Source organism: Comamonas sp. wu1-DMT (genome assembly GCF_040187805.1).
GTDB classification, from domain to species: Bacteria; Pseudomonadota; Gammaproteobacteria; order Burkholderiales; family Burkholderiaceae_C; genus Comamonas; species Comamonas thiooxydans.
In genome coordinates this window covers 1-15,369 of sequence record NZ_JBANEM010000036.1, presented here as the reverse complement: position 1 = coordinate 15,369, position 15,369 = coordinate 1, and the positions used below count along the sequence as shown (strand labels likewise).

The 15,369-nt window shown below is 58.0% G+C and carries 13 protein-coding genes and 4 pseudogenes; 7 read left to right on the top strand and 10 right to left on the bottom strand.

Annotated features, from left to right (window positions below; translation table 11 throughout):
- Positions 1-6: 6 nt before the first annotated feature.
- Entirely contained in the window at positions 7-780 is a 774-nt protein-coding gene (locus V8Z78_RS26450) for an enoyl-CoA hydratase/isomerase family protein (RefSeq protein WP_003054596.1), read from the top strand.
- 91 nt (positions 781-871) lie between these two features.
- Positions 872-1,852, top strand: coding sequence for a Bug family tripartite tricarboxylate transporter substrate binding protein (locus V8Z78_RS26445; RefSeq protein WP_003054597.1), 981 nt, complete (start codon positions 872-874; stop codon positions 1,850-1,852).
- Between the two features lie 686 nt (positions 1,853-2,538).
- Here V8Z78_RS26445 and tphA1I read toward each other — a convergent pair.
- The 5 genes from tphA1I to V8Z78_RS26420 are packed head-to-tail and all read right to left on the bottom strand — an operon-like array spanning position 2,539 to position 7,188.
- Positions 2,539-3,549 carry a terephthalate 1,2-dioxygenase reductase TphA1I gene (gene tphA1I / locus V8Z78_RS26440; protein ID WP_349732465.1) on the bottom strand — a complete coding sequence of 337 codons (1,011 nt, stop codon included), beginning with the start codon at positions 3,547-3,549 and terminating at the stop codon, positions 2,539-2,541.
- A 9-nt stretch (positions 3,550-3,558) separates the two neighbouring features.
- Positions 3,559-4,506: a 1,2-dihydroxy-3,5-cyclohexadiene-1,4-dicarboxylate dehydrogenase gene (gene tphBI, locus V8Z78_RS26435; protein ID WP_003054601.1), complete on the bottom strand. Its 948-nt coding sequence runs from the start codon at positions 4,504-4,506 to the stop codon at positions 3,559-3,561.
- Positions 4,503-4,967 (bottom strand): terephthalate 1,2-dioxygenase terminal oxygenase subunit beta TphA3I, encoded by a 465-nt coding sequence (gene tphA3I, locus V8Z78_RS26430; protein ID WP_120970452.1) that lies wholly within the window; start codon positions 4,965-4,967, stop codon positions 4,503-4,505. The genes tphBI and tphA3I overlap by 4 nt, the downstream gene beginning before the upstream one ends.
- Complete coding sequence (gene tphA2I, locus V8Z78_RS26425; RefSeq protein WP_003054606.1) at positions 4,964-6,205, bottom strand: terephthalate 1,2-dioxygenase terminal oxygenase subunit alpha TphA2I; 1,242 nt, start codon at positions 6,203-6,205, stop codon at positions 4,964-4,966. The genes tphA3I and tphA2I overlap by 4 nt, the downstream gene beginning before the upstream one ends.
- A gap of 14 nt (positions 6,206-6,219) precedes the next feature.
- Positions 6,220-7,188, bottom strand: coding sequence for a Bug family tripartite tricarboxylate transporter substrate binding protein (locus V8Z78_RS26420; protein ID WP_349732464.1), 969 nt, complete (start codon positions 7,186-7,188; stop codon positions 6,220-6,222).
- 109 nt (positions 7,189-7,297) lie between these two features.
- Here V8Z78_RS26420 and V8Z78_RS26415 point away from each other — a divergent pair, with 109 nt between their 5' ends.
- The 3 genes and pseudogenes from V8Z78_RS26415 to V8Z78_RS26405 form a co-directional block, all read left to right on the top strand.
- Positions 7,298-8,062, top strand: a complete 765-nt coding sequence (locus tag V8Z78_RS26415) for an IclR family transcriptional regulator domain-containing protein (protein WP_349732463.1) — start codon at positions 7,298-7,300, stop codon at positions 8,060-8,062.
- 67 nt (positions 8,063-8,129) lie between these two features.
- Positions 8,130-8,346, top strand: a pseudogene (locus tag V8Z78_RS26410) (IS3 family transposase); the annotation flags it as partial.
- Positions 8,346-8,429: pseudogene (locus V8Z78_RS26405) on the top strand (IS5/IS1182 family transposase); the annotation flags it as partial. The pseudogenes V8Z78_RS26410 and V8Z78_RS26405, both read left to right, overlap by 1 nt.
- Positions 8,430-8,690: 261 nt before the next feature.
- Here V8Z78_RS26405 and V8Z78_RS26400 read toward each other — a convergent pair.
- The 5 genes from V8Z78_RS26400 to V8Z78_RS26380 all read right to left on the bottom strand — a co-directional run bounded on the left by V8Z78_RS26400 (position 8,691) and on the right by V8Z78_RS26380 (position 13,668).
- Positions 8,691-9,479, bottom strand: coding sequence for an IclR family transcriptional regulator (locus tag V8Z78_RS26400; RefSeq protein ID WP_349732462.1), 789 nt, complete (start codon positions 9,477-9,479; stop codon positions 8,691-8,693).
- 121 nt (positions 9,480-9,600) lie between these two features.
- Positions 9,601-10,578, bottom strand: a complete 978-nt coding sequence (locus tag V8Z78_RS26395; protein ID WP_003054619.1) for a PDR/VanB family oxidoreductase — start codon at positions 10,576-10,578, stop codon at positions 9,601-9,603.
- Positions 10,579-10,582: 4 nt separating this feature from the next.
- Positions 10,583-11,362 (bottom strand): SDR family NAD(P)-dependent oxidoreductase, encoded by a 780-nt coding sequence (locus V8Z78_RS26390; protein WP_003054621.1) that lies wholly within the window; start codon positions 11,360-11,362, stop codon positions 10,583-10,585.
- A 3-nt stretch (positions 11,363-11,365) separates the two neighbouring features.
- Entirely contained in the window at positions 11,366-12,352 is a 987-nt protein-coding gene (locus V8Z78_RS26385; protein WP_003054623.1) for a Bug family tripartite tricarboxylate transporter substrate binding protein, read from the bottom strand.
- A gap of 41 nt (positions 12,353-12,393) precedes the next feature.
- Positions 12,394-13,668 (bottom strand): Rieske 2Fe-2S domain-containing protein, encoded by a 1,275-nt coding sequence (locus tag V8Z78_RS26380; protein WP_003054624.1) that lies wholly within the window; start codon positions 13,666-13,668, stop codon positions 12,394-12,396.
- Between the two features lie 315 nt (positions 13,669-13,983).
- Here V8Z78_RS26380 and V8Z78_RS26375 point away from each other — a divergent pair.
- Positions 13,984-14,373: pseudogene (locus V8Z78_RS26375) on the top strand (IS110 family transposase); the annotation flags it as partial.
- A 342-nt stretch (positions 14,374-14,715) separates the two neighbouring features.
- Positions 14,716-15,369: pseudogene (locus V8Z78_RS26370) on the top strand (transposase family protein); the annotation flags it as partial.

The following is a 15,369-nucleotide window of genomic DNA, read 5'->3' as shown; positions in this document are numbered from 1 at the left end:
GACTCCATGACTGAAGCTATTTTGAATATTTCCGTCGACGGCTCCGTCGGGGTGGTGGAGATCAACAAGCCGCCGCACAATTTTTTCGATGTTGAGTTGATTGCAGCTATTGCTGATGCCTGGGAGGACTTTGAACTCAATCCTAGGGTGCGCGCCATCGTGCTGTGTTCCAGCGGCAAGTCGTTTTGCGCCGGGGCTGATTTCTCGAAGCGGGAAAACGTCACAAAGGAGCGCAGCCCACGCCAGCTCAATCCTATCTACCAGGAAGCGATCCGGATGTTTGCCTGCACTAAGCCGGTGGTGGCGGCGATTGAAGGGCCCGCGATTGGCGGTGGCTTGGGCATGGCTCTGACTGCCGACTTTCGCATCGCCTGCGAGCAGGCCCGTTTTTCCGCCAACTTCAACCGCCTTGGCTTTCACCCCGGCTTTGCGCTGTCGTACACGCTGCCGCAGCTGATAGGCCAACAGAAGGCGGCATGGATGTTCTACACAGGTGCGCGCATCGACGGCCTGAAGGCCCTGGAACTGGGGCTGGTCGATGCGCTCGTGGCGTCAGACCAGGTACGCGCCACGGCCATGCAATGGGCGCGTGAGATTGCCGTTTCCTCACCGCGAGCCGTGCAGACCACGAGGGCCACTTTGCTGGGTGGCCGGCTGGAGCGAATACGCCAAGCCGTGGCTCGCGAGAGCGAGGTGCAGGCCGGTCAGATGACATCGCAAGACCTACAGGAAGGCGTGGCTGCGGCACGGGACCGGCGCGATCCGGTCTTCAAAGACTGAGGCTTTCCAGAACCCGAAAACAGAGGCCTGCGCGGCACGGGCGTTGCAGTGAATGCCCATGCCGCAGCGGCTCCAAGGTGGAGACAAGACGATGAGCCATATCTTCAAGAACAGCACCTCCAGGGCGGCCGTTTCTGCGCTTTGCGCATTTTCCGTGCTGGTCGCTTCGGCAGGCGTAGCCAGCGCGGGTGAAGCCTGGCCTGCCAGGCCCATACGCATGATCGTGGGGTTCGCGCCGGGCGGCCCCACGGACTCGGCCGCCAGATTCGTGGCCGAGGGAGTCGGCAAGAAGCTGGGCACCTCGGTTGTGATCGAGAACAAGCCCGGTGCCAACGGCCAAAATGCCATTAGCGAGCTCAAGCGGGCCAAGCCCGATGGCTACACCCTGCTGTTCATCACCAGCGGCAGCCTAAGCGTGGCGCCGGCGCGCTACAGGAATCTTCCCTACAACGTGGAGAAGGACTTCGAATACATCGGCGCCGTTGCCTCCTATCCGTCCATCTTGGTCACCAACAAGGGTTCCTCGTTCAACACGCTCCCTGAGCTGATCAGCCAGTCCCGGCAGGCCAAGGATGGGCTGAGTGCAGGTACGGTCAGCAATACCCAGGAGCTGACGCTTGCGCTGTTCAAGAAGAAACTGGGAGTGGTTGCGACAGGCGTTCCGTATCGGGGCGATGCGCACGCCATCAATGACATTGGCGGAGGCTCTCTGGACTTTGCCTTCATTTCTCCCAGCGTGGCGGTGCCGATGATCGAGTCGGGGCGCATCAAAGCCATTGGCGTGACGGGTGTGCTCACCGGCGCATATGCCAATAAGCTCCAGAAGATTGACGGCCTGGATGTCAAGGCTTGGAGCGGGATCGTGGCGCTGACGGGAACCGATGCCGCCGTGAGCCGGAAGCTGGGAGATGCCATGGAGGCGGTGCTGAAAAGCAGCGAGTTCAAGCAATCGCTGGAAGCCTCGGGTCAGAGCGTGCTGCCCTTGAAGAATCAGGCTTTTCGCCAATTCGTGGTCGAGGAAAAGGGGATGTGGGAGAAAACAGCTGCCGAGGCTGGCCTGGAAAAGCTGTGAGCTTGCGTTCACTGAATGGCCCTCTGAGAAGCTCCGGACAACGGCTTAGCCCTTGAGGTTCGGAGCTACAAAGTAAGAAACGATGCGCTCCAATAGATCCTATTCTCCTCCTTAATCATTAATCCCCCATGGCGCTCATATTTGCCTGAAGAAAAACCACTGGCTGTGCTACCAGCAGGCCATCACTGTCAGAGTCAGGTTGCACTGTAAATTGCCTCAGGTTTGAATTGATCCTAGGGAGTTGGACGGTTACGCTGCCACCGAGCAGGCGGTGTTTCTCAGCGGGTATCCCGCCGGGCTCGGTCCTTGCAATCTGAGCTAGATGCTCTCGGTAGCGAATGTAATCATGCACGCTCGTGGCGATGTGTATGCGCCGGCGAATCCAGCGTTAGTAAGCAAAGTGGCATTCAAGCCGGCGATGATGGAGTCGATGTAGCAAGTCAAAGGCAACACGAATGTCAAGAGAGGAGGGCGTCAGCACGCAAACGGTCGTCGAACAGTGCAGCAGCTTCGAGATCGGCGACGATTTGCGGCGGAAAAACCTGTAGCCCGGGCTAGCTAGAAAGGCCCGACCATTGGCGTCAATATCAACACAGGCTGCAAGGAAGCAAGTACGCTGTCAATGCCGTGAATGCATTTATACCTGCCTTAATCCCGCCGTGTTGATATCGAATGGATAGCTACTTCTAATGGTTGCCAGTCGGGTCTGTAGCGAACACATCCGCATGAAAGTCTTGTGCTAGCAGGCCCATATTGGAGGCTGCTGTGCGCACAGATTGAACGAGGGCTGGTGAGCCACAGCAGTGGACAACATGATCGTGTAGGTTGTCAAAGTGCATGCGTAGCGCGTCATCCACCCGACCGGCGTGAGCATCCGCAGGCACGTTGCTTAGGTCAGTGATGGCTGCAATGTAGCGAAACTGCGGCCAAGCTTTGCGCCACTTGTCGATGGCGCTAGGAAGATACAGGCCAGAGGGGTTGCGAGCACCCCAAATCAGCGTGATGTCGCGCTGTACCTTGCGTTTGGCCAGGTCATCCAGAACGGACTTGATGGGTGCAAATCCGGTGCCTCCTGCAACGCAAACTAGGGGTCTGCTGTCGTCAGGCTTCAACGCGATGCTGCCGAATGGCAGTTCGATATCTAATGTGTCACCAGACTTCAACTGCTGAACGATAGTGCTGAAGCGACCACCCGGTACATGCCTGATATGCAATGTGATGCCATCGCTCTCATGGGGTGGGTTGGCCATAGAGTAGCTGCGGCTTTCCCCGTCGTCGAGGTGAATCAGCAGGTATTGGCCGGCTTCAAATTTGGCGCGCTTGCCCACAGGCAGGCGCAGGCGCAGTAGCGAGACATCGGGTGCCGCCAGTGTATTGCTGTACACCTTGGCCGTAAAACGTTTGCGGGCTTCCGGGTCGAGACGGCGAAAGGAGCTCGGCTGGATACGTATATCGCTGGCGGCGGTGCAGCCGCACAGCAATACCTGCTCCGAGGTGCAGAGTTCGCTGCGCACGGCCATGCCATTGAAGGAAGTAATATTTCCGTCGAGCAGCGTACTCGCACAGTTGCCACAGCTACCTTTGCGGCAGGAATAGGGCAGCTCGATGCCGGCCTGCAGGGCTGCATCCAGTACGGATTGCCCAGGCGCGCAGGGGAACGCGATATCAGAGTCGTGGATATGGATCTGGTGGTTCATAGAGAGTCCTCAGACCGGTTGGGCTCCGAGTAGGGCGATTGTGCGTAGGAGGGCCGTGGCGTCAGCCACGCCACGGCCGGCAATGTCCATGGCGCTGCCATGGCCCACGCTGGAAAGCACCACCCTGCCGCCGATGGAGAGCGCACTGGCTCCGTTAGGAGCCAGCAGCTTGATGGGAATGTGCCCTTGGTCATGCAGCATGGCCACATACAAGTCGTGCTTGCGCTGTGCCAGAACCATGTCTGCTCCCATGGGGCCGTCTACCGTCAGGCCGCGCTTGCGCAGTGTCTCGACGGCAGGAACGGTGATCTGCGAGTCCTCCAGGCCGAACAACTGTCCTTCGGATGCATGAGGGTTGATCCCGAATACAGCGACTTGCGGTTTAGGCACCCCGAGTAGGGTGCATGTCTGCACGGCGGCATCCACCGCGTTGATAACCAACTGAGGTGAGAGCCGCTCTAGTGCGCTACGCACGCTCTCATGCAAGGTGACATGCACGATGCGCAGTCCAGCCCCTACCAGCATCAGGAATACCTCGTCTTCGTTCATGCCAAGAACATTGGCGAGCAAAGATGGGTAGCCGCTGAACGCTATGCCTGCACGGTGAATGGCCGTCTCATGGTGGGGGCAGGCAATGACGGCATCGACCTCGCCGCTTTCGCACGCCCGGATGGCTGCTGTTGCGGATTGCACCGTGGATAGGCCTGCCTGCGGGGTGATCTCTCCGCATTGCACTGGTTGTGCAAGCGAGCCGGCTTCCTCATGAATGAGGTCTTGAAGAAGGGACTCCATTTGGCAGATCTGCGCTGCTTGTTCAAGAGCGCTCCACGGTCCATAGACCTTGATCAGGGATCTTTCGGTGGCAGACAACTGCTGAAGAGCTTTCAGTGCGATTTCTGGGCCAATGCCGTGGGGATCGCCGATGGCCAAAGCCAATCTACGGTGCACTATTGTCATAGCGGCAATGCCATCAGCGTGTCCGTCACCGTGCTGTCGCAAACCGCGACGCGCTCTTGCAGACGTAACTTTCCATCGATCGTGGTGAATTTGTCGTGGTACTCACCGCTGGCAAAGACCTCTGTTTCCCCGGTATGCATGATGCGCAGCACCAGGAATGGCGTGGAAGCACTGGCCTGTGTTGCATCGGCTGACTGGATCGAAGGCAGGCCCAGGATATGGCGATAGCGGTGGCGCTCGTAGATATTGGCTTCGCGCAGCGCAGAAATTCGGTCGGTGAGCATGTCCTGCGAATCCGCCCAGACAATGCCAGCAGCAAGTCCTTCAGCATGGTTGTCGACATTGGTGACGCGATAATGGCAATCCTTCGTGAAGAAGGTTGGCCATTGCTCCATAACGTCACTGTCTATGGTCTTCGCGTAAGCGGCATTGAAGGCCGCGATTTGAATTTCATGGATCATGCTTGCATCTCCTGTCCCATATGCTTGCGGTAGGCCTTCCAAAAGCCGCGTACCGAGGTTTCTGTGGCGCGGCCCTCGCTAGAGCCTTCGTGGTCTCCGCCCATCTCGATGACCGCATCAAGGTTGGCAGCGCCTGCGATGCCACGCTGCACGAATCCACCGACAGCTCCGTCCTCCATGGAAATAAATCCTGCAGGGCCGATGAGGTTGGCCTGTTTGAGTCTGACCTTGCGCTGCTCTGCACTGTCATCTGCATAGCCAAGATAGGTCCAGTTGAGTTCCGAGCTGGAGATGCTCTTGGGCAACAACTGACGCACGGCGATGCTGTTCTGAATCTGCTGCAGCACAAAGCCAGGGAACACAGAAAGGATCTGCAGGGTCACGCCGTCCTCGAACTCCTCGAAGCCCTCTAGAAGGCTGGGATCTTTGAGCCGGTAACGCTCGTTGTCGGAGCGGATGGCCTGGTCCTTGTACGAGTCGTCTTTGGCGCTACGATCAATCATGGAATAGCTCACATGGTGGCCACCCGACTCGTCGACGATGACTCCGCCTTTTTGTGAGAGGCGATTCAGCTCGAAGGTGGTGAAGAACATATGCAGGAGGCTGGCGTGATAGCTGTCCTTCACGTTCTCGAAGTAGAGCTTCCAGTTGTTAGGCAGCTTTTGCGTGAAGCGACCGATGACTTCTACGGGCTTGTGCAGCACGCGCTCTATGCGCTCGCAAATCTCAGGGCCAAGGTAATCCTCAATGCTGGGTACGTCCTCGGAAAAACTGCCAAAGACCAAACCGCAAAAGACAGCCACGCGGAGCTTGCGCGGGCCATGCTCTTCTTTGCAGAATGAGGCCGGCATGCCACCCTGGCCCTTGACACCTTTCTCGAAGGCAACGCCGGTCAGATCTCCCTGTCGGTTGTAGCTCCAGGCGTGATAGACGCACTGGAAACTATCCGTACGTCCCGATTTCTCCAGAGCGATGAGAGCGCCGCGATGCGCGCAGCGGTTCTCGAAGGCGTAGATTTCCTGGTCGGCATCCCGTACGACAACTATCGGTGTTTCACCGGCAAAGGTAGTACGGAAATCACCAGCCTCGGGGATTTCAGATTCCAGGCACAGGTAGTTCCAGACCTCGCCGCGATAGATGCGCTGCTGTTCTTGATCAGCATTGGCTGTGTCAGTGTAGATACCGAAAGGCACGCGTGTATTAGTGGCCCCATGCCACTGGATGATGGATTCTTGCATGTTGGTTCCTGGGATTAGAGCTTGACGTTGGCGGCCTTCAGCACCTTCTTCCACTTCTCGGTTTCCTGACGGATGAACTGAGCAGTCTTGGTGGGATCCCAGCCGCAGGGCATGGCGCCCTGTTCCTGAAAGTGCTTGCGGATGTCGTTCGATGACAGAGCCAGGGCCATCTGCTTCTGAAGCTTCTGAGCGATTTCTGAGCTCGTGCCTGGGGGCGCGACGACAGAAAAGAACGTCACTGCTTGCATGGCTGGCCATTGCTGCTCCGCGAAGGTGGGGACCTGGGGCAATATTTGAGAGCGCTGCTCGTCGGCAATGGCCAGAATGCGCACCTTGCCGGCTTGGTGGTAAGTTGCCGATGAGCTGATGTTGTCGAAAAACACATCCACATTGCCGCCGATCAGGTCGATCAGTGCCGGGGCTGTCCCCTTGTAGGGAATGACGGTTAACTCAACACCAGTCAGCTGCATGAACATGGCTGCAGTCAGGTGGGATGTAGAGCCGTCGCCTTGCGTCGCCACAGTCACTTTTTTGGGGTTGGCTTTGGCGTATGCAATGAACTCGCCAAGTGACTTAGTCGGTAACTTGGGGTTGATGGCCAAGACGTTGGGCACTGTGGCCAAAATCGTTACTGGCACCCAGCGAGTAGGGTCGAAGCTAAGCTTTTGATAGAGGTTGTGGTTGATGGCGATGGGCCCCGGAGGGGAGGCCAGCACTGTCATTCCGTCCGGTTGTGCCCGGAACACTAGATCGGCACCGATGTTTCCGCCGGCCCCGGGCTTGTTTTCAATGATCACGCCACCTGCGTAGTCCGCGCGGATTTTTTCGGCTACTAGGCGCGGCAGTACATCGGCGGTACCTCCGGCTGAGAAAGGCACGACAATCTTGAGAGGTTGATTTGACTGAGCCAGGCTACCTGTTGCAGCGACCGCAGCGGCAATGCCGATCAATGCTTCGCGTCTGCGAATGGATGCGTTGCGCATCTTGTCTCCTTCTTGTGTGGGGAACTGCAGTATGGGGATGTCGTACTTTGTGTTAAACCTGTTTTTGCGCTATGCGCAAAAATGTTGAAAACACCTTGATTTGATCGCTATGCAGGACAAGAACTTTGTGGAATCGCTGCGCAAGGGATTGGGCGTACTGACTTGCTTTGACCGTCGGCATACCCGGCTCACGCTGTCGGAGGTGGCCAGGCTCACGCAGTCCACGCCAGCATCAGCCAGACGTTCGCTCAGCACACTGGTACAGCTCGGCTATTTAGAGAGTGACGGAAAGCTGTTTTGGATGCAGCCCAAGTCACTGCTGATCGCCTATTCATTTCTGTCATCGCGCCCCATGCCTGCGTTGGCTCAGCCTTTACTGGATGCACTGTCGGAGCGCACCAGAGAATCCGCTTCGCTTGGTACTTTGTTGAAGGACGATGCCATCATCATTGGGCGTTCGACCGCTCGGCGCAGCTTGAGCACGGGTCTAGGAATAGGATCTAGGTTGCCGGTGTACTGCTCTGCGATTGGTCGGACGCTGCTGTCAGGACTGCCTCAACATGAGGCGCGTGCAAGGCTAGAGATGATCGAGCGGGTGGCTCTGACCCCTCAGACGGTGACTGACTTGGAGGAGCTGCTAGGTCTGCTTGAAACTTGCCGGCAATCAGGGTGGTCATGCAGCGACGGAGAGCTGGAGCTGGGGGTGCGCTCTATGGCAGCGCCGGTGCGCGACCCTCAAGGCAACACTATTGCTGCCATGAGCATTGCAGTTAGGGCCGAGAGACTCAGTATGAGCGAGTTCAAAGAGACTTTTTTGATGCCGTTGAAGCGCGCTCGCAATGAATTGGAAAAAAAACTATATCCGTCCTGTTGATTTACACGCAAAGCTGACCCGCTGAGATGAATCACCGGCACTACTGAATTCCAGATTCCTGCTGGCTGCAAAGTTGGTTCGCTCGATGTCCCGCAAAGGGTGCTCGCCAGACAATGCTGCATGTGAAGGCTTCTTCGGAAGGCTGAAAATGGAGCTGTTTTATCCCGGCAATTGGCAATCAACGACGATTGGGCAGTTCATCGAAGCTGTCGATACTTGCATTCGTTGGTACAACGAAAAAACGTATCGTGGTATCTCTGGGACGTTTAAGCCCTGTGGAATATGGAAGGACTGCGAGCGGCTGCTCAATGCTAGCTTGCAGTTTGTCCATTTGGCCTTCTGGGTTCTATTGCTCAAAAGACTTTGAACAGACTCTTAGTGTTGTGCGCTCTGACCTCAAGGTTTCCTCGAATAGCAGACTTGGCGCCGTTGCTACCCGTCTCTAGGAGATAAAAGATAGGCGTCATACATACATCCAAGAGCGTCCGATCGACTCCAACAGCTAGGCGGTCTCAAACCCTCAACTAAATTTGCAGCACCTAGAGCGTGGTCTTCGCAGATCCCTCTTGAAAAAAGAGATCGGCAAAGATTTCCGAAACGGCAACACCGTCCAGTATGAGACTGGACATCATGGCTCCAGGCTCTTGAATCCCAGTGCCGCTGAAAGCTGGGCCGCCTCCTCCCTGAGGAGCACAGCATAGCCCCGAACAACCTCTTCGCTGAGTCTTGCGCTAGGGCCAAACAACCCAAGTGATCCCACCACACGACCGCTACTGTCGAAAAATGGTGCGGCAATGGCGACGGCTCCCTGAATCAGCTCATCACGGCTTGTTGCATAGCCTTCGATGCGAATTTGCCTCAGTTGCTCCGTGCACCGCTTGGTTTCTTCGGTACTTTCCGCTCCGTAGACAGAAAGATCCTGCTTGTCCACGTTCAGCCAGGCGAGAATGGACCGTCCACTGGCCCCCCGCACCAGATTCTCACGGTAGCCCACGCCGCGCTTGAAACTCAGGGGCTGTGTACTGGGGAGTTCGGCAACACATGTCCTGGAGACACCTTCCTGCACATGCAGGGAAACGGTCTCACGGGTTTTCTCCCACAGGCGGCGCATCATGGGTTGGGCAACGGTTTCGTAGCTCATGCCTGCGGACCAGGCATGGGCCATCTGGGCGACTGCAGGGCCGAGCCGGAATCGCTGGGGTTCGCCCTCGGAAACGAGAAACCCCTTAGTGTTGAGCGTATCGAGCAAGCGATAGAGGGTCGGCCGGCTCAGGTCGACCCGCTTTAGTAGTTCGGCCACCAGCAATCCATCGTCCCCAGGCCTGAAAGCAAGAAGCACGTCAAGGGCCCTCTGGACCGCGCGCACCCCGCCTTCGGATTTTTCGGATTCGGCTATGTCAACGGTTTTCTGATTCATGCCGATACTCTACCTGCAATTGTCCATCTGATGGACAGGAAACATGGAAGAGAAAAAGGCTGGCGTCATTCCCTGGACACTGCCACCCCTTCCTGCCATCCGCACACTGTTCCCATGCCGCTCAGCAATCCAGGACCAGGTTGCCTGAACGGCATCCAGAGACGCAGATCATCATGCTCTTGTTCGCGGCCCGCTCCTGCTCGCTCAGTATCTGGTCGCGGTGATCCACATCACCGGAAATGACCCGGACCTCGCAGGCCCCGCATACACCTTCACGGCAGCTGTACTCGGGGTTCATGCCCGCGTTGATCAAGGTATCCAGCAAAGAAGTCCCTGCAGCCACCTGCACGGTCCTGCCGGTCCTGCGCAATTCGACGGCATAGCCGACTTCCGGCGTCCGGGGGGCTGCCAGCGGCGCGGCAGCAAAGCGCTCCAGGTGTACATGCGCCAGCCCCAGTTTCCCGCAACTGTCTTCATACGAATCCAGAAAGGCCAGGGGCCCACAGGCATAGAAGTGCGCGCCTTCGGCATGTCCCTGGAGAAGGTTGTGCAGATCGGCACGCACACCTTTTTCTTCCTTGAAGTGCCAGTCGACAGTCACCCTGCCGCCGACCTGAGCTGCAATGGCCTCGATCTCCGGCACAAAGGCGGCGCTCGCGCGGCTGGATGCGCAATAGATGAGGTGCGCCGTCCTGCCCAGGGCATCCAGCCTCCTGAGCATGGCAAGAACAGGCGTGATGCCGATCCCTCCGGCTACCAGCACGCTATGGGGGGCAGTCTCGACCAGGGGGAAATGATTGCGCGGCCCGCCAATCTGGATGACGTCCCCGACCCTCAGCCTTTGATGGACAAAGCGTGAACCGCCACGGCTGGCTGGGTCCAGGGAAACCGCCACCACATAGCGATGACTTTCCCCCGGATTGATCAGCGAATAGCTTCGGATCAACCCATCGGCCAGGTGCAGGTCGATATGGGCACCCGCCTGCACGGGCTGGGCAAACTCCTCTGCCACAACAAGCGGCCGCAGCTCCACGCTGAGGGTGCCTGCCGCTTCGTAGCGCATCTGGTGGACGCGCGCCTGAAGATATGTAGAGGCCATGGCGTTACATGATGTGCAGGCCACCATCGACCATCAGGGTGGTCCCGGTGATGAAAGACGCTTCGCGGGAAGCCAGCCAGAAGATGGGCCAGGCGATTTCCTCCGGCGACGCCCAGCGCCCTATGAGCGATGTGTCCTTGCGTTCCGTCCTGAGCTGCTCCACGCTCTTGCCCGCGTTGCGTGCCCTGCCGACGTGGAAGTCGGTCAACGTGGAGCCCGGGCACACCGCATTGGCGCGCACGCCGTGAGCGGCTTCCTCGAATGCCAGGCTACGGGTATAGGCCAGTTGCGCCGCCTTGGTCGCGTCATACAGGGCCATGCCCTTGCGACCCGTGACCGCGTAGCAGGAGGACACGTTGACGATGCTGCCTGTTCCCGACTGCCTCAGTGCAGGAAGCGCAGCCCTGCAGTAGTTGGACATGCCCACCAGATTGACGCCGACCATGGCCTGCCATTCGGCAGCAGTGGCATCGGCTGCGGCACTGTAGTTGCGCATGGCTGCGTTGTTCACCAGGGTATCGAGACCGCCCCACTGTTGCACGCACTGCCCTACGGCTGCCGCTGCAGCCGATTCGTCCGACACATCGGCCATGACGCATGCCAGCCGGGCTCCCGGCACGGCCTGCAAAATGGCTTCACGCGTGCGTTCCAGAGCCTCAGCGTTTGCGTCCACCATCAGCACTGCAGCCCCTTCCTTGCAGAAGAGATGGGAGGCGGCGGCGCCTATGCCCGCACCGGCGCCGGTAATCAAGGCGGTGCGTCCCGCCATTCTGGATTCGCTCATTGTTCAATCCGCCTTTGCATTCGTTGCCTTGATGACCTTGCCCCAGCGCCCGATTTCGGTTGCTATCCAGTCATTGAATTGCTTGGGAGTGCTAGCAATGGTCTCAAACTCCATCTCATCCAGATGCTTGCGTACGTCCGGTGAGTTGAGAATACGCACCATGGCTTGGTGGTAGGTGTTAATGACGGCAGGCGGTGTTCCGGCAGGCGCCAATAGACCGATCCAGGACGTGGCCTCAAAGTCCTTGAGACCAGATTCCGCCAGTGTGGGAATCGTGGGTGTACTGGGGAAACGCTTAGCTCCCGTGGAGGCCAACAGCTTCAACCGACCTTCCTTGACGAATCCCTGCACATTGCCCGGAACAAAGAAACCGCTTTGAACATTGCCAGCGATCAGATCTGTCACCGCAGGCCCAGCCCCTTTGTAAGGAACATGAGTCATCTGGAAGCCAGCAGCCGATTTCATCATCTCCATGGTGAGGTGCGAAGCGCTGCCCATGGCCACCGAGCCATAAGAGTACTTGCTGGGGTTCGCCTTGGCCTTGGCGATGAAGTCCTTCACGTCCTTGAATCCGGCCTTGGGGTTGACCACCAGGTATTGGGGCGACTTCACCGCCAGCGTGATGGGAGCCAGGTCCTTGAGTGGGTCATAGGGCATCTTGTCGAACAGGGTGACATTGATTGCCAGAGGCCCGTTGTAGCCAATCAGCAAGGTATGGCCGTCCGGCACGGAGCGGCTGACTTCGTAGGCGCCGATGTTCCCGCCTGCACCAGGCTTGTTCTCAACCACGAAGGGCTGGCCCAGCGCCTCCTGCAGCTTGGGCGCAATCAGGCGCGCCAACACATCATTCGTGCTGCCTGTAATGGGCACCACGATGCGCACTGGCTTGGTGGGGCGCCATTCGGGCGCAGCGGCAGCCTGACCCCAGGCCGCAGTTGCCGCGCAGGCTCCTGCGACCAGGGCAGCCTTGAGTGTCATAGGGAATTTCATGTTTTTTTGTCTCCGTCATTTCTTGTCTTGGTGTTTCTCGTTCAGAGGCTGAAGACTGGCTTCTTCGTCGCATCCGCCAGTTCCTCGCGGGCCCAGGCCACGGGGTCCTGGTCGCGGGGCAGCAGCACGCCTGCAGGGCGCACGTGCTGCTCGCTTGCGTCAAGGGCGGGAGGTGTCTCACCCTGCTCGAGGCCCAAGGCCGCTTCATTGAGCATGCGGCGAGCCATCACAATGGCCTTGTCCGTAGGCAGCAGTCTCTCTGCGGCATGGTCCTGGATGGGACCCATGCTTTCCTGCAGCGAATAGTCCTGCGCGGAGAAACCGAAAATTCCGCTGTAGGAACGCTCCTCGCGCTGTGCAACCCGGTCCATGCCATAGTCATTGTTGCGATTGGCCTTGGGGATGAAGCTGCCGGGCTCTTCGTACTCCACATGTATGCCTTTGCCTTCCTCCATGGACTGCCGCTCTTCCTTAGTGAGCGGCTGGTCCGGCTGCCAGTTGATGCTCCAAGCCCAGCAGTTGTGGTCGTCGATAGGCACCCACACATGACCGCCCAGTGCATGGTTGCCGAACGGTGCAATGAGCGTGAACCAGGGGAACAGCCACTGCGTGATGCGCCAGTAGTAAGAGTCAGGCTCACCATTGCGACGGCCGAATAGGCTCAGACCAAAAGGCGTCTGTTCGATCTCGAACTTCACATTGCCGTCGGCCTTGATGTAGTCCAGCGCCTTGACGCCCTGGTGCATGGGATCCGTATCCACCTCGAAGCGGTGCACATATGACACATGGGCAGTGTCTATACCGCCTTCCATGGCCTGCAGCCAGTTACTGTATTGCAGGCGTTTGGAGACAAATACATGCTCCGGCGGCAGGGTACACCACTCCAACTCTGGAGGAGATGGTTTGTGCTCCTCGGGGCCCATGTAGGTCCAGACGATGCCCCCGCGCTCCACGCACGGATAGCCCTTGATATGCATGCGGGCGCAGGATTGCGGCGACGAAGGAACATCCACGCACTGTCCATCGCCGTCGAACTTGACGCCATGGTAGGCACAGCGAATGCCGTTCTCTTCGTTGCGACCAAAGTAGAGCGACACGCCGCGATGAGAGCAGAACTCGCTGATCAGGCAGGCCTTGCCGTCCGTATTTCGAAAGGCCAGCAGCTTTTCGCCTAGCAGTTGGACCCGTACCTGCGGACCGTCCGCTTCGGCGATCTCGCTGGACATCAGTGCTGGCACCCAGTAGCGGCGCAGCAAATTTCCCATTCGTGTATTGGGGCCGACGCGGGTGAGCGTCTCGGACATTTCCTTGTTCATGCCTTGTCTCCGTGAGGTGGTTTGATTTCGATTTTGTTCGTCTGATGAGACTGAAGTCCATTCTATGGATTTCTGAATCTGTGTCAAATTTATTAAATCTGTCCACTCTGTGGATAGACTGCGCAGCAGCAAGGTTTCACTTGAGAGGTTTCATAAGTAAGGGAGTCCGGCCTCAACCTCTCCACTAAGAGCACGCGCAAGCGCCTGCCGACTGAAACCGAATGGGAGTACGCTGCCTGAGGCGGACCGGAGCAACAGCGCTATGTCTGGGAGCCCTTCAGGAGCCCAATGGCGACGTCATGGCCAGCATCAGGAAGGATCAAACAGGTGCTTGGCATTGGCCTGCTCACGGCGACCGCAGTTGTTGCCAGCATGGGTAATGCCCAGGCGTTCAAGGACGCGAGAGAGTTCTCAGCGTGGGTCGGATTGGTGCCACGCCAAAGCTGCACAGGTGGTCGAGTGCGGCAAATGGGCATCAGCAAACGTGGGGACGCATATCTGCGAACGCTGTTGATGCACGCGGCGAGATCTGTTGTGCTTAAAAGCCACGAGGCGTCCGCATGGCCGTGGCTGCAAACGTTGCTCAAACGCAGGCCCTACAACGTAGTTGTTGCGGCAGTTGCCAACAAGCTGGCCAGGACCATCTGGGCCGTGCTTGCCAAAGGGCAAGCGTGGAATGCGCAAGCTTGGCAAGGCGCGCACTGAAGAGCACGAAGAATTGATTGCGAATCTGACGTTTTGAAGGAGAGCAAGCGATCCGAAATGTGTGATGGGCCAGACAGGTCGGACCGAGATGAGGACACTCCGATAAGAGCCAAGAGCGCTCAGTTCGAGTGTTAGATGGGAGCCTCATCAGCGAATGCCATCAGGGCCAGCAGGTGTACTAGCCTGCACAATAGGCCAGATATAAGACTGCAGCCCTGCCTCCTGACTCTTCATGCACAAGGGTTGCTTGTAATCCGGGAGGCTTCCATATAAGCCACTCTTAAGATGTATGGTCCCAGGAAGTCATGGTGCATTCTTTAGCCTGGAACAGGAGAAAGCACTATGGCAATCCGCCTGCATGGCAGCGCTCGCACGACGCCGCGTATCCGCGCAGAACTCCAGCTAGCCACCGGATCCCATCGGTCTTTGGCCAAGCTCTATGGCCTCAACCCCAAGACCGTGGCCAAGTGGCGTGCGCGCACCTCTGTTCTCGATGAGCCCATGGGTCCTCGGGACAGAGCAAGCCAGCATCTTTCTCAAGAGCAAGAACACCTGGCAATTGCATTACGCAAGCAAGGGCATCTGTCGCTGGACGATCTCATGGGGCAGCTCCTGGAGACGGCACCCAAGCTCAGCCGCAGCGCCTTGCATCGATGCCTGCAGCGTCACGGAATCAGTCGACAGCCCGCAACGCAGGTGCCGCGAAGGCACGGAAAGTTTGAAGAAACGACGCTGGGCTTCGTGTACATCGACAGCGCCGAAATGAAGATCTCCAGCGGCAGACAGCACATGTTTGTTGCCATAGACCGCGTCACAAAGTTCACGCATGTTGCGTTCTTTGACAGGGCCACGAAAGCCAACGCAGCGCAGTTCCTTCGGCAGGTGCTTGTGGCCTCCCGTACCGCATACATACCGTTCTGACGGACAACGGCATGGCCTTCACAGGGCAAGAACGCTTCAGAGGCGGCGTCACCGACACATGCATCGGTCACATCT